Origin of the sequence: Actinophytocola sp., assembly GCF_035712165.1 — a bacterium.
Classification (GTDB): domain Bacteria; phylum Actinomycetota; class Actinomycetes; order Mycobacteriales; family Pseudonocardiaceae; genus DASYTH01.
On record NZ_DASTBH010000083.1, the window covers coordinates 1 to 25,727 of the forward strand.

Consider the following 25,727-nt stretch of genomic DNA (forward strand, 5'->3'; position numbering starts at 1 on the left):
TTCGGCGCGACCGGCCCGGAGGTGCTGGCCGACGACCGGGTGGCGGCCCGGCCCCGGCCGGCCGGGGGGTTCCGGGAGCGGTTGCGGTCCGGCGGCGGGTACGGCCCCGGTCACCTGCGGGCGCTGCGCGCCGGCGGGGCGGCGATGGACCGCTGGCGCAACCGGGCGGGCGGGTTCTGGGTCGCGGAGGCCGACCCCGCCGCGGCCTACCAGGCGCGCACCGCCCGGTGGCCGCGGCCGGCGGTGCGGGCCGCGCTGGTCGCCACCGACGGCGTGTCCTGCGGGGTGGACGACTATCGGGTGTTCCCCGATTGGGCTATGGTGCTCCGCCAAACCGTCGAGAGTGGACTACTCAGTGTGCTGGAGACCATAAGGGCGGCCGAACGCGCGGACCCCGACGGGATCCGCTGGCCGAGGCCGAAAAGGCACGACGACCAGGCACTTGTTCACGTGGATTTCACCGTTTTACCTAAGTGACGAGGGACATCCGGCGGTAACGATCCGTCGATCCTGTTCGACCCTCACACGTCGGTAGGTGTGTGCGTGGGAGGCCTCGTCAGGATGAAGATCAGTGTGTTCGGGCTCGGCTACGTCGGGTGCGTATCGGCGGCGTGTCTGGCCGCGCGCGGCCACGAGGTGGTCGGGGTCGACGTCAACCCGGTCAAGGTCGACCTGATCGCCGGCGGCAAGGCCCCGGTGGTCGAGGAGCGGATCGGCGAGCTGACCGCCGAGGTCGTCGCCTCCGGTGCGCTGCGGGCCACCACCGACGTCGCCGAGGCCATCGCCGCGACCGAGATCTCGCTGATCTGCGTCGGCACCCCCTCGGCGCCCAACGGCAGCCTGTCCACCACCTACCTCGAGCGGGTCACCGAGCAGATCGGGCAGGCGCTGGCCGGCACCGACCGCCGGCACACCGTGGTGTTCCGCAGCACGATGCTCCCCGGCACCTGCTTGGACCTGCTGGTTCCGATCCTGGAGAAGGCCTCCGGCAAGACCGCCGGGGTGGACATCGGCGTCGCGGTCAACCCGGAGTTCCTGCGCGAGGGCACCAGCGTGCGGGACTTCTTCGAGCCGCCGAAGACCGTCATCGGCGAGCTGGACGAGACCAGCGGCGCGGTGGTGGCCGAGCTCTACGAGGGGCTGCCCGGCGAGGTGTTCCGGGTGCCGATCCCGGTCGCCGAGATGACCAAGTACGCCGACAACTGCTTCCACGCTCTCAAGATCGGGTTCGCCAACGAGCTGGGCTCGATCGCCCGGGCCATCGGGCTGGACTCGCACCGGGTGATGGACGTCTTCCTGGCCGACCACAAGCTCAACATCAGCCCGGCCTACCTGCGGCCCGGGTTCGCCTTCGGCGGCTCGTGCCTGCCCAAGGACCTGCGCGGCCTGGTCTACGCCGCGCGCCGGGCCGACGTGTCGGTGCCGATCCTCGAGCACATCCTGCCGTCCAACGAGGAGCACCTGAAGCGGGCGTTCGAGCTGGTGGCCGCCACCGGCAAGCGCAAGGTGGGCCTGTTCGGGCTGTCGTTCAAGCCGGGCACCGACGACCTGCGCGAGAGCCCGCTGGTCGAGCTGGCCGAGCGGCTCATCGGCAAGGGCTACAAGGTGCGCATCTACGACGCGAACGTGCAGCTCTCCCGGCTGATGGGGGCGAACCGGGACTACATCGAGAGCCGGCTGCCGCACCTGGGCGACCTGCTGTCCAGCTCGGTCGACGACGTGCTGGCGCACGCCGAGGTGTGCGTGATCGGCAGCACCGACCCGGCCGTCACCGAGGCGCTCGACCGCGCCGGTGACCGCACGATCATCGATCTGGTCCGCCTTCCCGACGCCGAACAGCGGCGGGCGCACGAGGGGTATGTCGGCCTTGGCTGGTAAACGCGCACTCGTCCTCGTCGAGAACCTCTCCGTGCCGTTCGACCGGCGGGTGTGGCAGGAATGCACCACGCTGCGCGACGCCGGCTGGGAGGTGCACGTCATCTGCCCGCAGGGCACCAAGCGGGACACCGAGCCGGAGGCCGTGATCGACGGCGTGCGGATCCACCGCTACCCGCTCACGGCGGCCACCGGCGGCCCGGCCGGCTACGCCAAGGAGTACGGCTCCGCGCTGTGGCACACGTTCCGCTTGGCCCGCAAGGTGCTGCGGACAGCGGGCCCGATCGACGTCGTGCACGCCTGCAACCCGCCGGACCTGCTGTACCTGGTGGCCAAGATGCTCAAGCGGCAGGGCGCGAAGTTCGTCTTCGACCAGCACGACCTGGTGCCCGAGCTGTACCTGTCCCGGTTCGACCGGGGCGAGGACTTCCTCTACCGGGCGGTGTGCCGGCTGGAGCGGGCCACCTACAAGGCGGCCGACGTGGTCATCGCCACCAACGAGAGCTACCGCGCGGCGGCCCTGTCCCGGGGTGGTCTGGCGCCGGAGCAGGTGTTCGTGGTGCGCAGCGCGCCCGCGGTGGACCGGTTCCGGCCGGTCCCGGCCGAGCCGGAGCTCAAGCGGGGCAAGCCGCACCTGCTCTGCTACCTCGGGGTGATGGGCCCGCAGGACGGCGTGGACTACGCGCTGCGGTCGATCGCCAAGCTGCGCGACGAGCTGGACCGGACCGACTGGCACGCGGTGTTCGTCGGCGCGGGGGACACCTTCGACGCGATGGTGGAGCTGTCCCGGGAGCTCGGCCTGGCCGACCGGGTGGAGTTCACCGGCCGGATCCCGGACTCCGACCTGGTCCGCTACCTGTCCACCGCCGACGTGTGCCTGGCCCCGGACCCGATGAACCCCCTCAACGACGTGTCCACCATGAACAAGATCATGGAGTACATGGCCATGGGCCGGCCGATCGTGTCGTTCGACCTGCGCGAGGCCCGGGTCTCGGCGGGCGACGCGGCGGTCTACGCCCCGGCCAACGACGAGCTGGAGTTCGCCAAGCTGATCGCCCGGCTGCTGGACGACCCGGACGAGCGGGCCCGGATGGGTCGACTCGGCCAGGAGCGCATCCGTGGGCCGCTGTCGTGGGAGAACTCCAGCAAGGCTCTCCTCGCCGCCTACGCGGCAACCCAACCATGAACACGCAGTGTGATTACCATCTCACCCTCTCGTGCACCAGGCTAGTGAGAAAACCGTCATTTCCACTTTCCTCCCGCCGATCTGTAACCAACACGGATACAGCTGCGACCTGCTGTGAAAGGGATCGAGGGAGACTTCTTTGACCGACGACGCCGTGCGCCTGTCCATGATTGGGCAGATTCTCCGCGGTCGCTGGCGGCTACTCACCGTCATCGCGATCGTGGGTGCGCTCGTGGGCGCGGCCGCCTCGCTTGTGCTGTCTCCGGGCTACCGGACCTCGACCAGCATCCTGCTGCAGGGCCCGCGCGAACCCGACGAGCTGGTGACCGAGACCAAGGTGGCGACCAGCACGGTGGTGCTGGACCGGGCCGCCGGGTCGCTCGGCACCACCGAGGCCGACCTGCGGGACACGGTGATCGCCGAGGTCGTCGACGGCAATGTGATCGACATCGTGGCCACCGCCGCGACCCCGGAGCGGGCCGCCCAGATCGCCGACCGGGTCGCCCAGGAGTACGTGGCCTACTACGCCCAGCTGCTCACCAGCTCCTCCGGCGCCTCCACCCAGGTGCTGCAGGAGAAGCGCGAGCAGCTGCGCCAGCAGGTCGAGCAGGCCAACAACCGGATCACCGAGCTGCACGGTCAGCTGTCCAAGGCCGGCCAGGCCGATGCCGCCAAGCTGGAGACCGAGCTCGAGTCGCTGCGCGGCGCGCTGAACGAGGCGGCCAAGGCGCTGGACACCGCCGGCACCACCTCCACCCGGGAAGGCGTCGTGGTGATGGGCGCCGCGGAGCGGCCGACCGACCCGGCCGCGCCGACCGGGCCGCAGCTCGCCATCGGCGGCGCGCTCGCGTTCTTCCTGCTGGCCCTGTTCGGATACCTGATCGCCGCTCGCGCGGACCGCCGGCTGCGGGACGAGGCGGAGATCGCCGCCGCCCTCGGCGCGCCCGGGCTGGGCGGGATCGACGTGCCCGAGGACCCCGCCGACCGCACCGGCCGCGGCCCGCTGCGCTGGCTCGCGCACAACGGCGCGCCGCTGGACCTGCCCCGGCTGCCGGCCACCACGCAGGACCAGCAGAACGTCCGCTACCAGCGGGTACTCGCCAAGCTGCGGCAGCGTGCCGGGCGCACCGCGAACCTGCTCGTGCTGGTCGCCGAGGACGACGGCCCGGCTCGGCGCGCCGCGACCCGGCTGGCCGAGACAGACCCCGGCCTGCGCGTCGTCGAGCTGGCCGCCGGCCGCCCGACCCTGCCCGCCGAGACGACCGCCGGCAGCGTGGTCGCGGTGGTCACCAGCGGCCTGCGCACCCCCTGGGAGCTGGTCGGCATCGCCGAGGCCTGCGCGGACAGCGGTAAGCCGCTGGCCGGCGTGGTGGTCACCCGCCGGGTCCGGCTCACCGGCGCGGCCAAGACGCAGCCGGAACGCGACCTGGTCGGTGCCAAATGACCGGGCCGTCCACCGAGCCCCTGCTCGATCTGCAGCGACTCGGCACCGGAATCCGCCGGCGCCGCCGGCTGTGGCTGGCCGTCGGCGTGCTCGGCATGATCGCCGGGACGCTGCTGGCCGTGCTGCTGCCGCCCAAGCCGACCGCGGTCGCCATGCTGCTCGTGGTGCACGAAGGCGACCAGGCCACGGACAGCGGCGGGCTGGTCAAGACCGACGTCGCGGTGCTGCAGACCACCCGGATCGCCCAGGCCGTCGTGGACAAGCTCAAGCTCGGCGAGCGCGCCGAGGTGTTCCTGAAGAGCTACGAGAGCGTCGGCCTGACCAACAACATCATCGAGCTGACGGTCAGCGCGCCCACCGAGACCGACGCGACCGCCCGGGCCCAGGCCCTGGCCGAGGTGTTCATCGCCGACCACCTCGAGCGGAGCAAGGCCGCGGTCGACGCCGAGGTGGCCGCGCTGGACGAGCGGAGCAAACAGGCGCAGGCCGAGCTGACCGAGGTGGACGCCACGATCGCGGCGACGCCGCGCAGCACCAACAACAACGCCACGAACAGCACGCTGGAGAGCCTGTTCGCCCGCCGCTCCGAGCTGGCCGGGCAGATCGCCGACCTGGCCGGCCGGGCCCAGGAGGCCGGCGCCGGCCTGCCCCGGATCACCTCCGGCACCCAGATCGTCGACCCGCCGCACGCGGTGCCGGTGTCGCTGCCCAAGACGGTGGCCACCTATGCCGGCGGCGGGCTGCTCATCGGCCTGGCGTTCGGGCTCACCTTCGCCGCGGTGGCCGGGGTGGTGCGCGACCGCCCGGTGCTGCGCCGCGAGGTCTCCGCGCACCTCGGCGCGTCGGTGATCGCCGAACTGCCGCAGCCGCACCGCGGACCGGCCCGGCTGTGGCGGCGCTCCCGCGCCGTCGCCGAACGCAAGCGGGTCGCCGCGACCGTTGCCCGGATGGTGCGCGGCGAGACGAAGATGGTGTCCCTGCTGGAGCTCGGCGCGCCGGTGGCGGCCGCGACCCTGGCCATGGACATGGCCGAGATCCTCGCCGCGGACGGCCCGGTGAAGGTGGTCGACGACCTGCCCGGGCAGGACCTCGCCGCGCTCGTGCCCGAGACCGACGGCGAGATCGTGGTGCTGGACAGCACCTCGCTGCCGCTGCCGGCCTGGCCGCAGGAGCACCACCTCGGCGTCGGCTCGGTGGCGCCGGGCACCCCGTGGACCGACGTGGCGGACCTGGGCGCGCAGACCGTGCTCGTGGTCCGCGCCGGCCACGCCACCACCCTGTGGCTGCACACCGTCGCCCGCCAGCTGGCCGACCTCCGGATCCCGGTGATCGGCGTGGTGCTGGTGGACACCGACCGCAAGGACCGGTCCGACGGCACCCTCTGGGACGGCCTGCACACCGCCCTGCGCGGCCGGGTCGAGGCGGTCACCGCCCCGGCGATCACCGCCGCCGCGAGCGCCGCTCCCCAGCCCAGCAACGGCCGTCCGGCCAACGGCGCCCCCGTCGGCGCCGAAGTCCCCACAGTGCGGTTCGTGCCGGTTCGCCCGGCCGGACGCGGCACTCAAGACTGAGGAGGACCACGACACCCCATGTGTGGCATCGCAGGCACCTACCTCTGGCCGAACGGCGGCCCGATCACCGATCGCCTCACCGAGACCCTGGCGCACCGGGGTCCGGACGGCGCCGGCCGGTACACCCACCGGGCCGGTCCCGGCGAGGTCCATCTGGGACATCGCCGGCTGTCCATCATCGACCTGTCGGAGACCGGCGCCCAGCCCATGGTCTCCGACGGGCTCGCCCTCACCTACAACGGCGAGCTCTACAACGCCCCGCAGCTGCGCGCCGAACTGGTCGCGGCCGGGGTGCGGTTCCGGGGCACCTCCGACACCGAGGTGCTGCTCGAGGCATGGCGGCGGTGGGGCACCGACTGCCTGCACCGGCTGCGCGGCATGTTCGCCTTCGCCGTCTTCGACGAGCGCACCGGCGAGCTGGTGCTGGCCCGCGACCAGCTCGGCATCAAGCCGCTGTTCCTGGTCCGCCGGGGTGAGGGCCTGGTGTTCGCCTCGGAGCTCAAGGCGCTGGCCGGCGAGCTCGGCCCCTCGCTGCGGATCGACGACGCGGCGCTGGTGGCATCCCTGCTCTACTACTGGATCCCGGACAGCCGGTGCGCCTTCCAGGAGGCGGAGAAGCTGCCGCCCGGATCCTGGCTGCGGGTCCGGCCGGACGGCCGGACCGAGCGCGGCACCTTCTGGTCGCTGCGCGACGTGGCGGCCGAGGGCGCCGAGTACACCGGCCCGGTGGACCTCGCCGAGATCGTCGAGGAGTCCACCCGGGCGCACCTGCTGGCCGACGTGCCGGTGGCCACCTTCCTGTCCGGTGGGCTGGACTCCAGCTACCTGACCGCGCTGGCCGCCAAGCACCAGCCCGGGATCTCCGCCTACACCATCGGGTTCCGCGCCGAGGACGCCAAGTTCGAGGCCATGCCGGACGATCTGCGCTACGCCCGGATCGTGGCCGAGCGGTTCGGGGTCCAGCTCAACGAGATCGAGATCGCGCCCGACGTGCTGGACCTGTTGCCGCGCATGACCTACTCCCTGGACGAGCCGATCGGCGACCCGGCCGCGATCAACACCTTCCTGATCTGCACCGCGGCCCGGGAGGCCGGGGTCAAGGTGATGCTGTCCGGGATGGGCGCCGACGAGCTGTTCGCCGGCTACCGCAAGCACCTGGCCAACCTGATCGCCCTGCGCTACCAACGGGTTCCGGGACTCCTGCGGCGCCCCGTCGAGTCCCTTGTGGACAAACTGCCGGTGGCCGGCTCGCGCCGCGGGTACCGGTCGGTCCGGTTCGCCAAGCGGTTCCTGTCCTTCGCCGGACTGCCCGAGGAGACCGCGTTCCGGCGCAGCTACACCATGTACGACCCGGACGAGCTGCGCGCGCTGGTCAACCCGGACCTGTCCGGGACGGTGCAGGACGTGCTGACCGAGCACGCCGACACCTACCACGACAACGCGCTGTCCGACTTCGTCAACCGGATGTGCCTTGCCGACGCGCGGATGTTCCTGCCCGGCCTCAACCTCGCCTACACCGACCGGTCCAGCATGGCCGCCTCCACCGAGGTGCGCGTGCCGTTCGTGGACGTCGAGGTGGTCAAGGCCGCGTTCCGGCTGCCCGGCAACCGCAAGATCGTTGGCCGGCAAGGGAAGGCGGCGCTGAAGAACGCGGCGACCGCGATCCTGCCGGAGGAGATCGTCTACCGGCCCAAGGGTCTGTTCAGCGCGCCGCTGCGGGCCTGGATGAGCCGGGATCTCGCGCCGCTGGTGCGCGAGGTGGTGAACGAGGGCGAGCTGGTGAAGTCCGGCTTCCTGCGGCGCGAGGCGTTGCAGCGGCTCGTCGCCGAGGACGCCTCGGGCGCCCAGGACCGGTCCAAACACCTCTGGCATGTGCTGACCCTGGAGTACTGGTACCGCAGCGCGGTGGCCGCCCACCGAGTTCAAGCCGCATAGGAGCGTTTCGTTGAAGCAGGTAGTGCAGAACTACAAGAGCGGGGAGCTCGCGCTCCTCGACGTCCCGGCGCCGGCGTGCAAGCCCGGGGGCGTGCTGGTGCGCACCATGTACTCACTGATCTCCACCGGCACCGAGATGATGAAGGTCACCGAGGCCAGCATGTCCATGCTGGGCAAGGCGCGCTCCCGCCCGGACCAGGTGGCCAAGGTCATGCAGAGCGTGGCCACCAACGGGCTGACCGCCACCTACCGCAAGGCGATGAACAAGCTCGACTCCTACACCCCGCTCGGCTACTCGCTGTGCGGCGTGGTCGAGGAGGTGGGCGCGGGCATCGACGACGTCGCCGTCGGGGACATCGTGGCCTGTGCCGGCAACGAGCACGCGCTGCACTCCGAGCTGAACTGGGTGCCCAAGAACCTCTACGCCCGGGTGCCCGCCGGGGTCGACCCGCGGCACGCCGCGTTCGGCACCGTCGGCGCCATCGCCATGCAGGGGGTGCGCCAGGGCGAGCCGCAACTCGGCGACGTCGCCCTGGTCATCGGCCTCGGCCTGATCGGCCAGCTGGTCGTGCAGCTGCTGGTGGCGGCCGGCGTCCGGGTGTTCGGCGTGGACCCCGACCCGTCGCGCTGCCAGCTCGCCGAGCGGCTCGGCGCGCTGGTCTGCGCCGACCCGGCCTCCGGCGTGGTGGACACCGCGGTCGGCGAGCTCACCGGCGGGCACGGCGTGGCCCAGGTGTACCTGGCCGCCGGCGGCAACACCAACGCTCCGGTGGAGCTGGCCGCCAAGCTCGCCCGGGACCGCGGCACCGTCGTCGACATCGGCAAGTGCAAGCTCGACCTGCCGTGGAACGCCTACTACGAGAAGGAGCTCAACGTTCGGTTCTCCCGGTCCTACGGGCCGGGGCGATACGACCCGAGCTACGAGCTGGAGGGCCGGGACTACCCGATCGGCTACGTGCGCTGGACCGAGCGGCGCAACCTGGAGTGCTTCCTGGATCTGGCCGCCCGCGACCGGATCGACGTCGAGCCGCTGGTCTCGCACGTCGCCACGTTCGACTCGGCGGTGGAGACCTACCGGGCGCTCGGCGACGGGGAGCTCAAGGCCGTCGCGGTGCTGTTCAGCTACCCGGGCGCGGAAACCGAGCCCGAGCCGGCCAAGCCGGCGGTGTCCACGGTGCGGCTGCCGGCCGCCGCCGGGCACGTGTGGACCCCGCGGCCCGGCCCGGCGCTGCGCGCGGCGTTCATCGGCGCCGGCAACTACGCCTCCTCGATGCTGCTGCCGCACCTGGCCGAACGCGACGATGTCGTGCTGCGCAACGTGGTCACCACCTCGGCGCTGTCGGCGGCCAACGCCAAACGCAAGTTCGGCTTCGAGACCGCCGGCACCGACGTGGACGCGGTGCTGTCCGACCCGGACGTGGACGCGGTGTTCGTGGTCACCCGGCACAGCTCGCACGCCGAGCTGACCCGCCGGGCGCTGCTGGCCGGCAAGGCGGTGTTCGTGGAGAAGCCGCTGGCGCTGTCCGAGGACGAGCTGGCCCGGGTGCTGTCGGCCATCGAGGAGTCCGGCAACGACCGGCTGCAGGTCGGCTTCAACCGGCGGTTCGCGCCGCTGCTCGGGCAGGCCAAGGGCCGGCTGGGCCGGCGGATCGGCCCGGCGTCGGTGCGCTACCTGGTCAACGCCGGCCGGCTGGAGCACGGCAGCTGGTACAACCGGCAGGACACCGAGGGCACCCGGTTCGCCGGCGAGGGCGGCCACTTCGTGGACACCGTTTCCTGGCTGCTGGACGGGAACCCGACCTCGGTGTTCGCCACGGCTACGCCCAGCCAGGACGACCTGCAGGTGCTGCTGACCTACCCGGACGGCTCGACCGCGGTGATCAGCTACGTCACCAGCGGCGCGTCCGGCTTCCCGAAGGAGACGCTCGACCTGATCGCCGACGGGAAGGTGCTGCGGTTCGACGACTTCCTGCGGGCCTCGCTGTACGACCGCAAGCGGTCGGTCAGCCCGCGGCTGCCGCGCGGCCGGGACAAGGGCCAGGCCGCCGAGGTCGGCGCCTTCGTCGACGCGGTGCGCTCCGGCGCGCCGATGCCGGTGCCGGTCGAGTCACTGGTGGCCACCACGCTCGCCACCCTCGCCGTGCACACCAGCCTCGTGACCGGCGCGCCGGTCCGGATCGAGGTGCCGTCTCGCGACGGCACGAACGGGAGAACGCGATGACGAGTGCCGGCTGGTACGTACGGCGGCTGTCCCGCATGGGCCCCAAGGAGATCGGCGGACGGGTCAGCGACGTCGCGCGCAAGCGGCGGTTCCGCGGCCTGCTCAACGAGCAGGCGCCGAACGGCACCGTCTGGCATGCCCAGCGACGGTTCACCGCGCTGCTGCCGGACGGGGTCCTGGCCGCCGTTCCCGAGGACGCCGCGCAGAGCGTGATCCGCGCCGCGAACCGGTTCATGGACGGGTACGCCGAGTACTTCGGGGTGGCCCGCAAGGACATGGTCAACCCGGACTGGTCGCTGGACCCGAAGACCGGCCGCCGGGCGCCGAACGACCTGTACTCCTTCGACATCCCCTACCGGGACGAGTCCGCGGTCGGTGACATCAAACAGATCTGGGAGCCGTCCCGGCATCAGCACCTGACCGTGCTGGCCGCCGCGTACGCGCTGACCCAGGACGAGCGCTATGCGGAGCGGGTGGCCGAACACCTGAAGTCGTGGTGGGCGGCCAATCCGCCGATGCGCGGGGTGCACTGGGTCAGCGGCATCGAGCTCGGCATCCGGCTGCTGTCCTGGGTGTGGGTGCGCCGGCTGCTGCACGGCTGGTCCGGCGCGGCCGCGCTGTTCGAGGAGAACCCCGAGGCGCTGCACCAGATCTGGCACCACCAGAAGTTCCTCTCGGCGTTCCGCAGCCGCGGGTCGTCGGCCAACAACCACGTCATCGCCGAGGCCGCCGGTCAGCTCGCCGCGTCCTGCGCGTTCGGCTGGTTCCCGCAGTCGCCGAGGTGGCGCACCGACGCGATGCGGATGCTGGACGAGCAGTTGCACCGCAACACCTTCGAGTCCGGAATCAACCGGGAGCTGGCCACCGAGTACCACGGCCTGGTGCTCGAACTCGGCCTGGCGGCCGCGATCGAGGCGGACGCGGCCGGCATGCCGGTGCCGGACTCCACCTGGCTGGTGCTGATGCGGATGACCGACGCGCTGGCCGCCGTGGTGGACAACCAGTTGCGGCCGCCGCGCCAGGGCGACGCCGACGACGGCTACGGCCTGATCCTGGACGGCCCGGACGTCAGCCGGTGGGCGTCGCTGCTGGCCACCGGGGACGCGCTGTTCGAGCGGATGCGCTGGTGGCCGCTGTCCTTCGCGGGCGACGTGCGCACCCCGCTGCTGGCGGCACTGGCCAGGGAAGCCGGCGCCGGCGCCTGCGCGACCGTGTCCCGCCCGCTGCAGCACCCGGCGCACTTCCCCGACGCCGGGCTGACCATCCTGCGCGCGCCGACCACGGTCACGCCGGCCGGCAAGGAGTGGGGCGAGGTGTGGGTGCGCTGCGACGGCGGCCCGCACGGCTTCCTGTCCATCGCCGCGCACGCGCACGCCGACGCGCTGTCGGTCGAGGTGCGGCACGACGGGGTCGACGTGCTCGCCGACCCGGGAACGTACTGCTACCACGGCGAACCGGAGTGGCGGAGCTACTTCCGGTCCACGATCGGGCACAACACGCTGGAGCTGGACGACCGGGACCAGTCGGTCTCGGGCGGCCCGTTCATGTGGACCAAGCACGCCAACACCCGGCTGATCGCCGCACGGCCGGCCGAGGGCGAGATGGGCGCCGGCCACTGGTGCGCCGAGCACGACGGCTACGCGAGCCTGCCCGGCGCGCCGATGCACCGCCGCACGGTCGAGATGGACAACGCCCGGCGCGAGCTGGTGGTGTTCGACGAGATCACCGGACGGTACCGGCACAACGCCCGGCTGGCCTTCCACCTCGGTCCCAAGGTGCACGTCGACCTGGTCGGCAAGACCGCGAACCTGGCCTGGACCAACGGCGAGAAGGTGCACAGCGCCGTGCTCGAGCTGCCGCCGGACCTGACCTGGCGGGCGCACCGCGGCGAGATCGGTGAGCCGCTCGGCTGGTACTCGGAGGGCTTCGGGCGCAAGGAGCCGGTCACCACGCTGCTCGGCACCGGCACCGTCGGCCGGCGCGACGTCCTCATCTCCGTACTCCGCTTCGATTCCTGACGGGCGGGGAGGAGTTTTCGTGAACACCCGATCACGCCGCCTCGGTGCGCTGCTGCTGGGGCTGCTGGCCCTGGCGGTGGCGCTGGCGGCCGCCTGTACCGAGGAGCCGGCCGGCGAGGGCTACACGCCGGCCGCGCCGGTGGCGCGCCCGGTGTGCGACCACACCGTGCCCGGGCCGGCCACCGCACCGGCCGGCGCGGTGGCGGTGGATCCCGGTGTGGACGGTGACCTGTCCGCCAAGACCGAGCAGCACCCGCCGGGCACCACGTTCTGGCTCGCGCCCGGCACGCACACCCTGGGGCGCAACGAGTTCGGTCAGGTCTCGCCCAAGGACGGCGATGTCTACCTCGGGGCGCCGGGCGCGATCCTGGACGGGCGCGGGGCCAACCGGTACGCGTTCGTCTACACCTCGGCCAACGTGACCATCCGGCACCTCACCGTGCAGGGGTTCGTTCCGCCGCAGAACGAGGGCGTGGTCAACCACGACTCCGGCGACGGCTGGGTGATCGAGCACAACACCATCCAGAACAACCGCGGCGCCGGGCTGATGGCCGGCGCCGGCCAGCAGGTGCGCGGCAACTGCCTGCGCGCCAACGGCCAGTACGGCATGAACGCCTACCAGGACGGTGACCGGATCACCGGTCTGGTGCTGGAGGGCAACGAGATCGCCGGCAACCACACCGACGACCTGGAGCGCGCCAACCCCGGTTGCGGCTGCACCGGCGGGGTGAAGTTCTGGGCGGTGGGCAGCGCGGACATCCGAGGCAACTGGGTGCACCACAACCACGGCACCGGGCTGTGGGCGGACACCAACAACAACGACTTCGTCTTCGAGGACAACGTCATCGAGGACAACGACGGCGCCGCGATCATCTACGAGACCAGCTACAACGCCGTCATCCGGAACAACACCATGCGGCGCAACAACTGGGTGGACGGCCGCTCGTTCGCCGACCGGGGGGACAACTTCCCGGTCGCCACGATCTACCTCTCCGAGTCCGGCGGCGAGCCGCGGGTCAAGGCCCGCACCGACCGGATCGAGATCTACGGCAACACCATGGAGGACAACTGGTCGGGCATCACCCTGTGGGAGAACGCCGACCGGTTCTGCAACAGCGCCGCCAACACCTCGACCGGACACTGCACCCGGCTGGTCGCCGAGACCGGCACCTGTGCGGCTCCGGCGATCGCGGATCCGCCGCTGTACCAGGACTGCCGGTGGCGCACCCAGCGGGTGGACATCCACCACAACCGGTTCGCGCTGAACCCGGGCGCGGTCGGCTGCGAGGTGCTGTGCGGGCGGATGGCCGTGCTGTCCAATGTGGGCACCTTCCCGGACTGGTCGCCCTACCAGGGCGACGCGGTGCAGAAGTCGATCACCTTCGAGCAGGACAACCGGTGGCACGACAACGCCTATGTCGGCCCGTGGACGTTCATGCCGTTCGACACCAGCGTGAACGTCCGGTCCAGCCAGTGGCAGGGCACGCCGTACGGACAGGACAAGGGGAGCACCTTCAGATGAACGAGGCGGACATCCAGTCCTTCTGGAACGCGAACCCGTGCGGTGACCACATCGTCGGCGGCCTGCATGGCGCCTTCGCGGACAACTACGAGCGCTTCTTCACCGCCTACGACCGGTGGCGCTACCGGCAGGAGAGCCACATTCCGGCCTGCCTGGACCGGATCGACTGGAGCGGCCGCGAGGTGCTGGAGATCGGGCTGGGCCAGGGCGCCGAGTCCGAGCAGCTGATCCGCCGCGGGGCCAAGTGGTCCGGTCTGGACCTGACCCCCGAGTCGGTCGAGCGGGTCCGGGCCCGGCTGTCCGTGCGCGACCTGCCGTACCAGGACCTCCGGCAGGGCACGGCGCTGTCCATCCCGTGGCCGGACAACAGCTTCGACATGGTGTTCAGCCACGGTGTGCTGCACCACATCCCGGACATCCGCGTCGCGCAGGCCGAGATCCGCCGGGTGCTGCGACCGGGCGGCACGCTGGTGGCGATGCTCTACGCCCGGCACTCGCTGAACTACCAGGTGAGCATCCGGCTGGTGCGCCGGGCGATGCTGGCCGCGGCCTACCCGCTGCGCAACGCGAACCTGCTGCCGAAGTCGGCGACGCTGCGGGCGCACCTGAGCAACGCCGAGCGGGTCGGCCTGCGCAGCTACCTGGACCTGGACACGTTCACGCACCGCAACACCGACGGGCCGCACAACCCCTACGCCCGGGTGTACACCCCGGAGGAGGTGGCCGCGGAGTTCCCGGACTTCGAGGTGGTCGAGTCGTTCAAGCGGTACATGCACGCCCCGCCGCTGCCGATCCGGCGGCTGCCCGGCGAGCGCCGGATGGGCTGGCACCTGTGGGTGGTGCTGCGGGCCAGAACCGCGGAGCGACCGTGCGGCTGATCCGTCCGCCCGGCGACACCCGGCCGGACCAGGAGTTCCTCGACCAGCACCGGACTCCCCGGCTGGTCGGCCTGGTCTGGGGGTTGCTGGTGTTCAACACCCTCGGCTCCCAGGGCGCGGTGACGATCCTGCCGGTGCCCCGGCCGGTCACGCAGGCGCTGACCATGGGCGCGGTGGCCGCCGCGTTCGGTATCGCCGTGCTGATCAACCCGCGGCTGCGGATCCGGCCCAACGCCTACCTGTTGCTGCTGAGCCTGCTGGTGGTGGTGAGCTTCGCTTCCAGCGCCCGGTTCGAGGTGGGCGCCGGCGCGATCTTCCGCAGTGGCCGGTTCACCCTGTTCGTGGCCACGCTGTGGTTGCTGACCCCGTGGTTCGACGACGCGCTGACGTTCGTCCGCAACCACATCAAGATGCTCGGCATCGTGCTGGCCACCGTGGCCGCCGGACTGCTCGTCGCGCCGGGCCTCGCGCTGCCGGCGGACTACGACGGCCGGCTGGTCGGCGCGATCTGGCCGCTGACCGCCCCGCAGGTCGGGCAGTACTCGGCGGTGGTCGCCGGGCTCACCGCGCTGCTGTGGATCGGCCGGCGCACCGACCGCGGCAGCGCCCTGCTGGTGATCCTGCCGGCGCTGGTGATGCTGCTGCTCAGCCACACCAGGACCGCGACCATCGGCCTGGTCGCCGCGCTGGTGATGGCGGTGCTGTCGCTCACCCTCACCTCGGCCCGCGCCCGCAAGGTGTTCGGTTGGGGCGCCATGCTCGCCGGTTTCGTCGCGGTGGCGCTCGGCCCGGTGGTCGGGGCGTGGCTGCGCCGCGGCCAGGACGCGGAGAGCCTCGCCAACCTCACCGGCCGGCAGAAGGTCTGGGACGCGCTGCTGGACGCGCAGCGCAGCACCATCGAGGAACTGTTCGGCATCGGGCTGACCAACAAGTCCTTCAACGGGTTGCCGATCGACTCGAGCTGGTTGTCGGTCTACCTCGAGCAGGGCTACGTCGGCGTGGTGCTGGTCGGTTTCGCCATCCTCACCCTGCTGTTCGTCGCCGCGCTGCGGCCGCCGTCGGTGCAACGCGCCTGCGCGGTGTTCCTGATCACCTACTGCCTGATCGCGTCCTACACCGAGGCCGGCCTCGGCGACGCCTCCCCGTACCTGTTGAACCTGACCCTGGCCGCTGCCTTGCTCACCCGTGCGCAGCGCGACGGAAAAGTCAAGCCCCGTAACGAAAATGGCGTTCTCGGCGACCCTAAGTCGACAGCGCGAGAGGTGGTCAACCCGTGAGTAAACCAGGCGTTCTACTAGACCGGGACGGGACGATCATCGTCGATCGCGGGTACGTCGGATCGGTCGACCGGGTGGAGTTCATCCCCGGTTCCGTCGAGGCCATCGCGGCCCTCAACGAGGCCGGTATCCCGGTGGCCGTGGTCACCAACCAGGCCGGAGTGGCCCGCGGCTACTACGGCATCGAGGACGTGCACCTGGTGCACAAGCACATCGACGAGGAACTGGCCCGGCACGGCGCCCGGATCGACCTGTGGCTGTTCTGCCCGTACCACCCGGACGGTGTGGTCAAGGCGTTCGCCCGGGCCAGCGCCGACCGCAAACCGGGGCCTGGCATGGGGTTGGCCGCCGCCCAGGCACTCGACCTGGATCTGGCCAGGTCCTGGGTGGTCGGCGACAGCGCCACCGACGTCGGCCTCGCCGCGGCCGTCGGCGCCCGCGCGCTCTACGTCGGACCGCCCAACTCCGCCGACCCGGACGTGGCCTCGTTCCCGGATCTCGCGGCCGCCGTGGAGTTCATCCTGGCCAACCCGGACGCTTCGACCGCGGGCGGTCCGCACGCCGTGCCGCGGCGGTTCCCGGCCCACCGGTTCGACCGGGCCGACGAGTACGGCGGCGCCTACGCCAGCGAGCTGTACCGCGCGTTCGGCGGCGTGGACCTGACCGAGGTGGCCAAGGCCGCCGAGATCCTGCTCGACGCCTACCAGCGCGACGCGGCCGTGTTCGCCTGCGGCAACGGCGGTTCCGCGTCGATCGCCAACCACCTGCAGTGCGACCACGTGAAGGGAGTGCGCAACGGCACCGACCTGACCACCCGGGTGTTCAGCCTGAGCACCAACATGGAGTTGTTCAGCGCCATCGCCAACGACCTCGGATACGACCAGGTCTTCGAGTACCAGCTGCAGTCCATGGCGCGGCCGGGTGACGTGCTGCTCGCGGTGTCCTCATCGGGCCGCTCGCCCAACATCGTCCGGGCCCTGGACTGGGCCCGCGCCAACGGAATGCGCACGATCGCGCTGACCGGCTTCGAGGGTGGTCCGGCCCGCGCGATGGCCAACGCCGCGATCCACGTCGACGCCACCAACTACGGCATCGTCGAGGACACCCATCAGGCCTGTATGCACCTGCTCGCCCAGTATGTCCGCCAGTCCCGGATGACGGTGGATGCCGTCGTCTCCCAGACCTTCTGAGTGCCATGCGTGTAGCCATTAATCTGCTGACCGACAATCCGGCCAACCCGTCCGGCGCCCACTGGTTCTGGACCCGGGTCATCCCCGAGATGGCGAAGTTGCTCACCCCCGACGAGGAGTTCCACCTCGTGGTGAGCCCGAAGTCGAGGCCCATGCACCAGGGCTACGGCGAAAACACCGACTACATCACGTTCCCGTGGTCCAACGAGCACCCGCCGCTGCGCACCCTGACCGAGCTGCTCTACGCGCCGGTTCGGTTGCCCCGCACCAAGATCGACGTGTTCAACACGCTGATGGCCCCGCTGGTCAAGCCGGCGCCCGGGCTGGTGGTGCACTTCAAGACGCTGCACGCGTTCACCCAGCCGGCCTCGATCCGGCCGACCGCGCGCATCTACCGGCGGCTGAACTACCCGCGGACCGCGCGGATGGCCGACGCGATCATCATCAACTCGCAGAGCCTGCGCGCCGAGGTGCTGCACTACCTCGACGTCGATCCGGCCAAGCTGCGCCTGATCCCGGAGGCGGTGGACCACGACCTGTTCCGGCCGGGTGACCGGGACGAGGCCGCGCGGCACGTGGCGCAGCGCTACGGCGTGCGGGACCCGTTCGTGCTGTTCGTGTCCTCGCTGTGGCCGTACAAGAACTGCGCCGGCCTGATCCGGGCGTTCGCCGCGGCCAAGCCGGAGTTGGGCGGGCGCAAGCTCGCCGTGGTCGGGCACGGCCGGGACACCGAGCACATGGCCGAACTGACCGCGCTGGCCGCCTCGCTCGGGGTTGCCGACGACATCGTCTGGGTCGGCGGCGTGCCGCTGGAGGAGACGGTGCACTTCTACCGCGCGGCCGACGTGTTCGTGTACCCGTCGTTCAACGAGACGTTCGGCCTGCCCATCCTGGAGGCGATGGCCGCCGGTTGCCCGGTGGTGACCTCGGACACCAGCGCGATGCCGGAGACCGCGGGCAGTGCCGCGCTGCTGGCCGACCCGAAGGACCCCGACGCCATCGCCGCCGCGATCCTGGCCGCCTGCGGCCCGGACAACGACCGGCTGCGCGCGGCGGGTCCGGTGCGGGCCAAGGAGTTCAGCTGGGCGGCCACCGCCGAGGCGACCCTGGCCGTCTACCGCGAGGTGTACGCCCGGACCGGGGGACGCCGATGAGGGTCCTGGTCACCGGCGGCGCCGGGTTCATCGGCTCACACACCTGCGACCGGCTGGTGTCGCAGGGCCACGAGGTGATCGTGCTGGACGCGCTGACCGCTCCGGTGCACCGGGACGGCAAGCCCAACCACCTCACCCCGGGCGCCGACCTGTTCGTCGGCGACGTGCGCAACCGCGACCTGCTGGCCAACCTGCTGCGCCGGGTGGACGCGGTGTACCACTTCGCCGCCTACCAGGACTACCTTCCGGACTTCGCCTCGTTCACCGACGTGAACGTGACCTCGACGGCGCTGCTGTACGAGATCATCGTGGCCGAGCGGCTGGAGTTGGCCCGGGTCGTGGTGGCCTCGTCGCAGGCGGCCATGGGCGAGGGCCTCTACCGGTGCGCCGAGCACGGCGAGCAGACCCCGGACATGCGTCCGGAGGTGGCGCTGGAACGGTCCGAATGGGATCTGGGCTGCCCGGTCTGCGGCGGCCCACTCGAGATGCTCGCCACCCCGGAGCGGGTGTCGAACCCGCAGAACGCCTACGGGATGTCCAAGTACGGCCAGGAGACCGTGGCGGTGAACCTCGGCCGCCGGTACGGGATCCCGACCGTCGCGCTGCGCTACAGCATCGTGCAGGGTCCCCGGCAGTCGGTCTACAACGCCTACTCCGGCGCCTGCCGCATCTTCAACCTGCACTACCTGCTCGGCAGCGCACCGACGCTGTACGAGGACGGCCAGGCGATCCGGGACTACGTCAACATCCACGACGTGGTGGACGCGAACCTGCTGGCGCTGACCGACGACCGGGCCGCCGGCCGGGTGTTCAACGTCGGCGGCGGAACCGGGTACACCACCGAGCAGTTCGCCGACGTGGTCCGCCGGCAGTACGGGTCGGAGGCGCCCGGCCGGGTCACCGGTGAGTACCGGTTCGGCGACACCCGGCACATCCTGTCCGACATCGACGCACTCAAGCAGTTGGGCTGGTCGCCGCAGCGCACGCCGGCCGACTCGGTGGCCGAGTACGCCGAGTGGCTGCAGGGAATGCCCGGCCTGGACGAGATTCTGGCCGCGGCGAACGCGAAGATGCGCGCCCTCGGCGTCGTGCGCAAGGCGCAACGGTGAAGGCTTTCCTGCTCGCCGCCGGGCTCGGCACCCGGCTGCGGCCGATCACCGACCGGATGCCGAAGTGCATGGTGCGGATCGGTTCCCGGCCGTTGCTGGACATCTGGCTGGACGCGCTGGGCAAGGCCGGCGTGACCGAGGTGCTGGTCAACCTGCATCACTTCTCCGAGTTGGTGCGCGCGCACGTCGCGGGCCGCACCGGCGGGCCGCGCGTGCGGCTGTTCGCCGAGCCGGAACTGCTGGGCAGCGCGGGAACCCTGCTGGCCAACCGGGACTGGGTGGCCGGCGAGGAGATGTTCCTGGCGGTCAACGCGGACAACCTGACCGACTTCGACCTGACCCGGCTGATCGACGCGCACCGGGCGACCGACGCGCCGGCCACCCTGACGGTGTTCACCGCGCCGCGGCCCAGCGAGTGCGGCATCGTCGAGGTGGTGGCCGGCCAGGTGGTCGGCTTCGCCGAGAAACCCGAGCAGCCGCGCGGAAACCTGGCCAACGCCGGCATGTACGCGTTCGCCCCGGCCGTGCTGGACGAGATCGCCGGGCCGGTGCCCAGGGACATCGGGCACCACCTGCTGCCCCGGCTGGTCGGCCAGGCGCGGGCGATCCCGTTGGGCGACAGCTACTTCATCGACATCGGCACCCCGGCCGCGCTGGACCGAGCCCGGGCGGACTGGGAAGGGAGGGGGCAGCAATGATCATCACTCAGACCCCGCTGCGGGTCGGCCTGGTCGGCGGTGGAACCGACCTGCCCGACTACTACCGCGAGCACGGCGGGCGGGTGCTCAACGCCGCCATCGACAAGTTCGTCTACGTCATCGTCAAGCAGCGCTTCGACGACGACATCTACGTCAACTACTCGCGCAAGGAGATCGTCTCGCGGGTGGAGGACCTGCAGCACGAACTGGTGCGCGAGGCCCTGCACATGGCCGGGATCCGGGGTGGCGTGGAGATCACCACGCTGGCCGACATCCCGTCCGCCGGGTCCGGGCTGGGCTCGTCGTCCTCGGTGACCGTCGGTCTGCTGCACGCGCTGTTCGCCTACCAGGGCCGGCAGGTCTCCGCCGAGGAGCTGGCCGAGCGGGCCTGCGCGATCGAGATCGACCGGTGCCGCAAGCCGATCGGCAAGCAGGACCAGTACGCGGCCGCGTTCGGCGGGATCTGCGACATCCGGTTCGGCCGCGGCGACCGGGTCGTGGTCGACCAGATCGACCTGACCGCCCCGCTGCGCCGCCGGTTCCAGGACGAGCTGCTGCTGTTCTACACCGGCATCACCCGCAAGGCGGACAACATCCTCGGCGAGCAGACCGCCAACATCGCCAACCGGATCCCGCAGCTCGACGAGCTGCGCGACCTGGCGGGCGTGGCGGCCGACGGGCTGCGTGCCGGCGACACCGACGCGGTCGGCGCCGCGCTGTGCAAGAGCTGGCAGGCCAAGCGCACGCTGGCCACCGGGGTGTCCAACCAGCAGATCGACGACGCCGTGCAGGCCGCGCTGGACGCCGGCGCGACCGGCGCGAAGGTCACCGGCGCCGGCGGCGGGGGCTTCCTGCTCGTCACCTGCCCGGTGGAGAATCAGCGCGTGGTCCGGGAGCGGCTGGCCGCCATGACCGAGCTTCCGATCAAGCTGGAGCCCCTCGGCTCCCGGGTGATCTTCAACGTGCACCGGGACATCTGGGGCTGAGGGCCCGCCGCCCGCCGACGAGGGGAACCGCATGCCGGCACGACCAGTCCTGCCAACGGAACTGCGTCGTCCCCTGTTACTCGTCGCGATGATCGCCGCACTGGTGGTCATCGCGCTCGGGGTGACCTACGCCGCGGGCGGCCGGCTGGGTCCCTGGGACGGCCGGGCCATGCCGCTGTACGGTTTCGAGCCGCCGTGGCGGACCTTCGCGCTGGTGGTGGACTTCCTGGGCGAGCCGGTGGGAGTGGTGCTGGTCGTCGGCGCGCTCGTCGGCGTCGCCCTGCTGTTGCGCCGGCCCCGCGCGGCCGTGCTCGTCGTGGCCGGCGTCGGGCTCGGCGGCGCCATCACCACCCTGCTCAAACCCGTTGTGGGGCGGCCGATCCACGTCGACTACCTGGCCTATCCCAGTGGCCACACGGCAACCCTGACCGTGGTCGGGTTCGTGACCGGCCTGCTGCTGGCCGACCGGACCGGCGCCGGCCGGCGGTTGGGCCTGGTGTTCGTGCTGGGCCTGGCAACCGTCGGCGCCGCCGCGATGTCCTACTCCCAGACGATGCTCTCCGCGCACTACCTCACCGACACCGTCGGCGGCTACTGCGTGGCGCTGACCATCGTGCCGCTGCTCGCGCTGGCGATCGACCGGCTGGCCGGCCGGCTCCGGCCGGCAGGCGCCGGTCAGGCCTTGCTGAGCAGGAAGTAGGCGTACCGGGAGTCCAACTCGTTGCGGGGAACCAGTTCGACCGACTCCGGCCGCAGCCCGCAGCGCTCGGCGAGCTCCCAGAACCCGGCGATCGGGTAGGTCGTCATCTCGGCCACGCCGGAGCGGTAGGAGCGCCGCCGCGGCCGGCTGAAGAACCGGCCGTCGTCGTACTTGACCTGGATCAGCGCCAGCCCGCCGGGTGCGAGCACCTCGGCCGCGATCCGCAGCAGCCGCTCCCCGTACTCCGGGGTGGGGATCAGCTCGAAGACGTAGCAGCACAGGAAGACGTCGCACTCGCCACCGATCTCGGCGACGGCGCGCTCCGGTTCGGCGACCTCGACCAGCACCGGGCGGTACGCGGTGTCGCACTGCGCGGCCACCTGCCGGCCGCATTCGGCCAGGCTCTCCGCCGAGATGTCCACCCCGACGAACTCCTCGGCGCGCGGCGCGAAATGCACGGCGTTGGCGCCGCCGCCGCAGCCCCATTCCACGACCCGGCGCCAGGGCCGGGTGAACTCCACCTTGCGCGCGCCGCGCTCGAACAGCTCCAGATGCCGCCTGCCGAGCTGGAACCACAGGTCGCCGTCACCGAAAACGTTGGCGTCGCGCCAGTGCGAGTCCGCCTTCCAGCGGGTCACGCCGGTGTCGGTCCAGTATTCCTGGGCCTGCGCCGAGATCTGCGACTCGGACTGGGTGAAACCGGCGCTGGCCAGGGTACGGAGCAGCAGCTCCCGTCCCCTGCCGCCCATCCGCCGGATCGAAACCTTGAGGGAGGGGTTGCCGCTCAGTTGACTTCCTTCGTTCACGCGAACCGCCGGAAGACGGGTCGCACCGGCCGGCCGCCCAGCCAAGGAGCTGGATCATCCACGTCGAGCGCCTTGCGGTACACCGCGCAGGCCTGCGCGACGGCGTCGACCGTGCGGTCGATGTCGTCGTCGGACAGCGCGCTGCTGACCACGAAGGAAGGTCCGATGACGCCGTTGGTGAGCAGCTGCCGCAGGAACAGCGTGCGGTACTCCTGGGACGGACGCAGGTTCGCGTCCAGGGTGGCGAACACGAGGTTGCTGGCCCGGCCCCGGACCAGCACATGGTCGCCGACCCCCATGGCGGCGGCGACCTCGCGGACGCCGGCGGCGAGCCGGTCGCCCAGCGCGTGCAGCCGGGCGGCGATGCCCTCCTGCGCGTAGGTGTCCAGCACGGCCATCGCGGCGGCCAGCGAATGGGTCTCCGCGCCGTGCGTGGTGGACAGCAGGAACACCCGCTCGCGCGGGTCGCGCACGCCGCCCTGCTCCATCAGGTCCCGGCGGCCCGCGAGGGCGGACACCGCGAACCCGTTGCCGAGCGCCTTGCCGAACGTCGACAGGTCCGGGGTGACGCCGTACACGCCCTGCGCGCCCGCCTCCGACCAGCGCAGCCCGGTGATCATCTCGTCGAAGATCAGCAGGGCGCCGTGCCGGTGGGCCAGGTCCCGCAGCCCCGCCAGGTAGCCCGGCGGCGGCTCGTGCTGGGTCGCCGCCTCCAGGATCAGGCAGGCGATCTGGCCCGGGTGCGCGGAAAGCAGCTGCTCGGCGGCGGTCAGGTCCCCGTACGGGAAGGAAACCGTCTGCTGCTGGGGAATCCCGGCGTTCATCGGCGTGGGCCCGATGAACCAGTCGTCGGTGGAGAAGAACGGCTGGTCCGCGCACATGGCCACCAGTGGCCGGCCGGTGGCCGCCCGGGCCAGCCGGATCGCCGCGGTGGTGGCGTCCGAGCCGTTCTTGGTGAACTTCACCATCTCCGCGGTCGGCACCGCGGCCAGGAACCGCTCGGCCGCGGTCAGCTCGATGATGCTGGGCCGCACGAAGTTGGCGCCCCGGTCCAGTTCCCGGCGCACCGCCTCGGTCACCCTCGGGTGCGCGTGCCCGAGGCTCACCGCGCGCAGGCCGGAGCCGTACTCGATGTAGGAGTTGCCGTCCACGTCCCACACGTGCGCGCCGCGACCGTGCGAGATGACCGGTGCCATGCCCTCCGGGTACTGGTCGTCGCCCTTGGCATAGGTGTGCGCGCCGCCCGGGATCACCGCGTGCAGCCGCTCGTTGGCCGCCTGGGACTTCGCCAGCGAGAGCTCTGAGCTCATGCGATCACCCCTGAGATCCGGGTCAGGGCCGCCGAAAGCGGTGGCGCCGTGCGGTCCCGTTCGGACAGCAGGGTCGGCGGCAGCGGCCACGGGATCGCCAACTCCGGGTCGTCGAAGGCGATCGCCAAGTCCTCGGCCGGGTCGTGCGGCCGGTCGATCCGGTAGGACACGTCGGCCAGGTCGGTCAGCGCCTGGAACCCGTGCGCGCAGCCGGCCGGCACGTAGAGCGTCACCTGGGTCTCGCCGGACAGCAGGAAGAACTCCCGGTTTCGGAACGTCGGCGAGTCCGGCCGCAGGTCCACCACGACGTCGAACACCTCGCCGGACGAGCAGCGCACCAGCTTGGCCTCCCCGGCCCCGGAGCGCAGGTGCATGCCGCGCACCACCCCCCGGACCGAGCGGGACACGCTGTCCTGGGCGAAGCCGTCCGGGTCGATGCCGACCCCGGCCACCACCTCGCGGTCGAACGTGCGGCAGAAGAACCCGCGCTCGTCGACGTGCGGCGTGGGCTCGAACAGGTACGCGCCGGCGATGGCCGGGACCGGGATCGCCTTCATCGGACCTCCACGGCCGCGCGGGCCGGGAACAACGCCGCGGACAACGCCTCGAACTGCCGCTCGAGCCGTTGCCTGGTCACCAGGTTGCGCTCGGCCAGGATCTTCTGCAGTCCGCCCGAACGCCGTTCCAACTCGGTGAACTGGGCGATCAGCCGGTCGAGGTCCAGCGAGCGGGCCTGCTGCACGAACTCGTTGAGCCCCATGGACGCCATCAGCACGTCGTTCTTGGCGGCGTAGCCGATCGACACGGTCGGCGTGCAGGCCTTCAACGCGCACAGCACGTTGTGGTAGCGGGTGGCCACCACGGCGTCGACCGCCGCCATCTCCCGCATCAACTCGTCCAAACTGGACACCGAGGCGGCGCTGACCTGTCCGGCCGGCCCGGCGGCGAGGATCTCGGCGACAACCGGCTCGTCGGCCTTGTCCCCGGTGAACAGCCGCACCGCGCGACCGTTGTCGGTGAGCCAGCGGACGAACCCCTTGATCTTGCCCAGATAGGCGCGATGCAGTTCCTCGGCATGCGCCCGCTCGTCGTTGTCGCCGTGGTAGTCCATCACCCCGACGCCGACCGCGCCGGTAGCCGGACCGGCGACCGGGGCCGGCAGGGCGAACGCCAGGTCCGGGTACACCTCGTCGCCGGCCGCGTCCACCCCCATCTCCCACATGGCGTTGCGCGAGTGCGCGTCCCGGAACGAGCGGTAGTGCGCCATCCGGGCCGCGTGGGTGACCAGCCACCGGGTCATCCGCTTGCTGATGAAGTCGGCCCCGACGCTGACCAGCGCAACCCGGGTCCCGGTCGCCTTGGCGCACCGGGTCAGCCAGAACAGCGAGTACGGAAAACTCCACGGCCGCAACGGAACCGTCGCCTCGAGCACGCCCATGCCGGGCACGATCACGACATCCTGCCGGCGCACCCAGGTCATCGTCCGGAACGGGTCGACCAGCCGGCCGATGATCTTCGCGGCGGGCGCCGGCAACCACCGGATCGACTCGCCCCGGGCCTCGTACCACTGCAGGTGCGTGGCCGGCGCGCCGTACCTGGCCATCACCCGGTCCGGTCCCATGCACATGAAGTCCAGCTCCACGTCGGGATGGCGCTCGCGCAGGTAGTTGACCACCGCGTCGAGCGACCCGTCGTTGCCGAGGTTCCCCGAGCCGAGGATGCCGAACAGGCCGACCCGGGCCGGGCCGGTGTCGCGCCCGCGCGCCATCACGCCGCCCTCCGCCCGGTCCCGGCGCCGGCCGGGAAAGGGTTGAGGCGGTGGCCGATCTCCTGGGCCGGGCGGGTGA

General features: G+C 71.6%; 20 protein-coding genes and 1 pseudogene. 17 read left to right on the plus strand and 4 right to left on the minus strand.

Annotated elements, in window-relative coordinates; translation table 11 throughout:
- The 17 genes and pseudogenes from VFO68_RS04150 to VFO68_RS04230 form a co-directional block, all read left to right on the plus strand.
- Window positions 1-477, plus strand: a pseudogene (locus VFO68_RS04150) (hypothetical protein); the annotation flags it as partial.
- 84 nt (window positions 478-561) lie between these two features.
- Entirely contained in the window at window positions 562-1,878 is a 1,317-nt protein-coding gene (locus VFO68_RS04155; RefSeq protein WP_325156794.1) for a nucleotide sugar dehydrogenase, read from the plus strand.
- A complete protein-coding gene (locus tag VFO68_RS04160) occupies window positions 1,859-3,061 on the plus strand; it encodes a glycosyltransferase family 4 protein (protein ID WP_325156795.1) in 1,203 nt (400 codons plus the stop codon). The genes VFO68_RS04155 and VFO68_RS04160 overlap by 20 nt, the downstream gene beginning before the upstream one ends.
- A gap of 139 nt (window positions 3,062-3,200) precedes the next feature.
- A complete protein-coding gene (locus VFO68_RS04165) occupies window positions 3,201-4,505 on the plus strand; it encodes an exopolysaccharide biosynthesis protein (protein ID WP_325156796.1) in 1,305 nt (434 codons plus the stop codon).
- A complete protein-coding gene (locus VFO68_RS04170; RefSeq protein ID WP_325156797.1) occupies window positions 4,502-6,076 on the plus strand; it encodes a Wzz/FepE/Etk N-terminal domain-containing protein in 1,575 nt (524 codons plus the stop codon). The genes VFO68_RS04165 and VFO68_RS04170 overlap by 4 nt, the downstream gene beginning before the upstream one ends.
- A gap of 18 nt (window positions 6,077-6,094) precedes the next feature.
- The gene (gene asnB, locus VFO68_RS04175; RefSeq protein ID WP_325156798.1) at window positions 6,095-8,011 is read left to right on the plus strand and encodes an asparagine synthase (glutamine-hydrolyzing); all 1,917 of its coding nucleotides are present in this window, start codon (window positions 6,095-6,097) and stop codon (window positions 8,009-8,011) included.
- Between the two features lie 10 nt (window positions 8,012-8,021).
- Window positions 8,022-10,232, plus strand: coding sequence for a bi-domain-containing oxidoreductase (locus VFO68_RS04180; RefSeq protein ID WP_325156799.1), 2,211 nt, complete (start codon window positions 8,022-8,024; stop codon window positions 10,230-10,232).
- Window positions 10,229-12,250 carry an alginate lyase family protein gene (locus tag VFO68_RS04185; RefSeq protein WP_325156800.1) on the plus strand — a complete coding sequence of 674 codons (2,022 nt, stop codon included), beginning with the start codon at window positions 10,229-10,231 and terminating at the stop codon, window positions 12,248-12,250. Before VFO68_RS04180 ends, VFO68_RS04185 begins: the two co-directional genes overlap by 4 nt.
- A 19-nt stretch (window positions 12,251-12,269) precedes the next feature.
- Window positions 12,270-13,772: a right-handed parallel beta-helix repeat-containing protein gene (locus VFO68_RS04190; RefSeq protein ID WP_414635454.1), complete on the plus strand. Its 1,503-nt coding sequence runs from the start codon at window positions 12,270-12,272 to the stop codon at window positions 13,770-13,772.
- Window positions 13,769-14,650, plus strand: a complete 882-nt coding sequence (locus tag VFO68_RS04195; protein WP_325156801.1) for a class I SAM-dependent methyltransferase — start codon at window positions 13,769-13,771, stop codon at window positions 14,648-14,650. Before VFO68_RS04190 ends, VFO68_RS04195 begins: the two co-directional genes overlap by 4 nt.
- Window positions 14,647-15,927 (plus strand): O-antigen ligase family protein, encoded by a 1,281-nt coding sequence (locus VFO68_RS04200; protein WP_414635455.1) that lies wholly within the window; start codon window positions 14,647-14,649, stop codon window positions 15,925-15,927. Before VFO68_RS04195 ends, VFO68_RS04200 begins: the two co-directional genes overlap by 4 nt.
- The gene (locus VFO68_RS04205; protein ID WP_325156803.1) at window positions 15,924-17,117 is read left to right on the plus strand and encodes an HAD-IIIA family hydrolase; all 1,194 of its coding nucleotides are present in this window, start codon (window positions 15,924-15,926) and stop codon (window positions 17,115-17,117) included. The genes VFO68_RS04200 and VFO68_RS04205 overlap by 4 nt, the downstream gene beginning before the upstream one ends.
- 5 nt (window positions 17,118-17,122) lie before the next feature.
- Window positions 17,123-18,271 (plus strand): glycosyltransferase family 1 protein, encoded by a 1,149-nt coding sequence (locus VFO68_RS04210; protein ID WP_325156804.1) that lies wholly within the window; start codon window positions 17,123-17,125, stop codon window positions 18,269-18,271.
- A complete protein-coding gene (locus tag VFO68_RS04215) occupies window positions 18,268-19,380 on the plus strand; it encodes an NAD-dependent epimerase/dehydratase family protein (RefSeq protein ID WP_325156805.1) in 1,113 nt (370 codons plus the stop codon). Before VFO68_RS04210 ends, VFO68_RS04215 begins: the two co-directional genes overlap by 4 nt.
- Window positions 19,377-20,078: a nucleotidyltransferase family protein gene (locus VFO68_RS04220; protein ID WP_325156806.1), complete on the plus strand. Its 702-nt coding sequence runs from the start codon at window positions 19,377-19,379 to the stop codon at window positions 20,076-20,078. Before VFO68_RS04215 ends, VFO68_RS04220 begins: the two co-directional genes overlap by 4 nt.
- Window positions 20,075-21,064: a GHMP kinase gene (locus tag VFO68_RS04225; RefSeq protein ID WP_325156807.1), complete on the plus strand. Its 990-nt coding sequence runs from the start codon at window positions 20,075-20,077 to the stop codon at window positions 21,062-21,064. Before VFO68_RS04220 ends, VFO68_RS04225 begins: the two co-directional genes overlap by 4 nt.
- Before the next feature lie 31 nt (window positions 21,065-21,095).
- Entirely contained in the window at window positions 21,096-21,764 is a 669-nt protein-coding gene (locus VFO68_RS04230; RefSeq protein WP_325156808.1) for a phosphatase PAP2 family protein, read from the plus strand.
- Here the strand turns inward: VFO68_RS04230 and VFO68_RS04235 are convergent.
- From VFO68_RS04235 to VFO68_RS04250, 4 genes are read right to left on the minus strand one after another with little or no spacing between them, the layout of a single operon-like run.
- Window positions 21,740-22,513 carry a class I SAM-dependent methyltransferase gene (locus tag VFO68_RS04235; RefSeq protein ID WP_325156809.1) on the minus strand — a complete coding sequence of 258 codons (774 nt, stop codon included), beginning with the start codon at window positions 22,511-22,513 and terminating at the stop codon, window positions 21,740-21,742. The two genes, VFO68_RS04230 and VFO68_RS04235, sit on opposite strands and share 25 nt — an antisense overlap.
- A gap of 53 nt (window positions 22,514-22,566) precedes the next feature.
- Complete coding sequence (locus VFO68_RS04240) at window positions 22,567-23,880, minus strand: glutamate-1-semialdehyde 2,1-aminomutase (RefSeq protein WP_325156810.1); 1,314 nt, start codon at window positions 23,878-23,880, stop codon at window positions 22,567-22,569.
- Window positions 23,877-24,437, minus strand: coding sequence for a dTDP-4-dehydrorhamnose 3,5-epimerase family protein (locus VFO68_RS04245; protein WP_325156811.1), 561 nt, complete (start codon window positions 24,435-24,437; stop codon window positions 23,877-23,879). The genes VFO68_RS04240 and VFO68_RS04245 overlap by 4 nt, the downstream gene beginning before the upstream one ends.
- Complete coding sequence (locus VFO68_RS04250) at window positions 24,434-25,648, minus strand: polysaccharide pyruvyl transferase family protein (protein WP_325156813.1); 1,215 nt, start codon at window positions 25,646-25,648, stop codon at window positions 24,434-24,436. The genes VFO68_RS04245 and VFO68_RS04250 overlap by 4 nt, the downstream gene beginning before the upstream one ends.
- Window positions 25,649-25,727: the final 79 nt, after the last annotated feature.

Bases quoted from the DNA above. Each gene is read 5' to 3' on its own strand.
- VFO68_RS04170 (WP_325156797.1), top strand. From the start codon at position 4,502: ATGACCGGGCCGTCCACCGAGCCCCTGCTCGATCTGCAGCGACTCGGC.
- VFO68_RS04230 (WP_325156808.1), top strand. From the start codon at position 21,096: ATGCCGGCACGACCAGTCCTGCCAACGGAACTGCGTCGTCCCCTGTTA.
- VFO68_RS04240 (WP_325156810.1), bottom strand. From the start codon at position 23,880: ATGAGCTCAGAGCTCTCGCTGGCGAAGTCCCAGGCGGCCAACGAGCGG.
- VFO68_RS04215 (WP_325156805.1), top strand. From the start codon at position 18,268: ATGAGGGTCCTGGTCACCGGCGGCGCCGGGTTCATCGGCTCACACACC.
- VFO68_RS04155 (WP_325156794.1), top strand. From the start codon at position 562: ATGAAGATCAGTGTGTTCGGGCTCGGCTACGTCGGGTGCGTATCGGCG.
- VFO68_RS04235 (WP_325156809.1), bottom strand. From the start codon at position 22,513: ATGGGCGGCAGGGGACGGGAGCTGCTGCTCCGTACCCTGGCCAGCGCC.
- asnB (WP_325156798.1), top strand. From the start codon at position 6,095: ATGTGTGGCATCGCAGGCACCTACCTCTGGCCGAACGGCGGCCCGATC.
- VFO68_RS04195 (WP_325156801.1), top strand. From the start codon at position 13,769: ATGAACGAGGCGGACATCCAGTCCTTCTGGAACGCGAACCCGTGCGGT.
- VFO68_RS04160 (WP_325156795.1), top strand. From the start codon at position 1,859: ATGTCGGCCTTGGCTGGTAAACGCGCACTCGTCCTCGTCGAGAACCTC.
- VFO68_RS04210 (WP_325156804.1), top strand. From the start codon at position 17,123: ATGCGTGTAGCCATTAATCTGCTGACCGACAATCCGGCCAACCCGTCC.
- VFO68_RS04185 (WP_325156800.1), top strand. From the start codon at position 10,229: ATGACGAGTGCCGGCTGGTACGTACGGCGGCTGTCCCGCATGGGCCCC.
- VFO68_RS04250 (WP_325156813.1), bottom strand. From the start codon at position 25,648: ATGGCGCGCGGGCGCGACACCGGCCCGGCCCGGGTCGGCCTGTTCGGC.
- VFO68_RS04245 (WP_325156811.1), bottom strand. From the start codon at position 24,437: ATGAAGGCGATCCCGGTCCCGGCCATCGCCGGCGCGTACCTGTTCGAG.
- VFO68_RS04225 (WP_325156807.1), top strand. From the start codon at position 20,075: ATGATCATCACTCAGACCCCGCTGCGGGTCGGCCTGGTCGGCGGTGGA.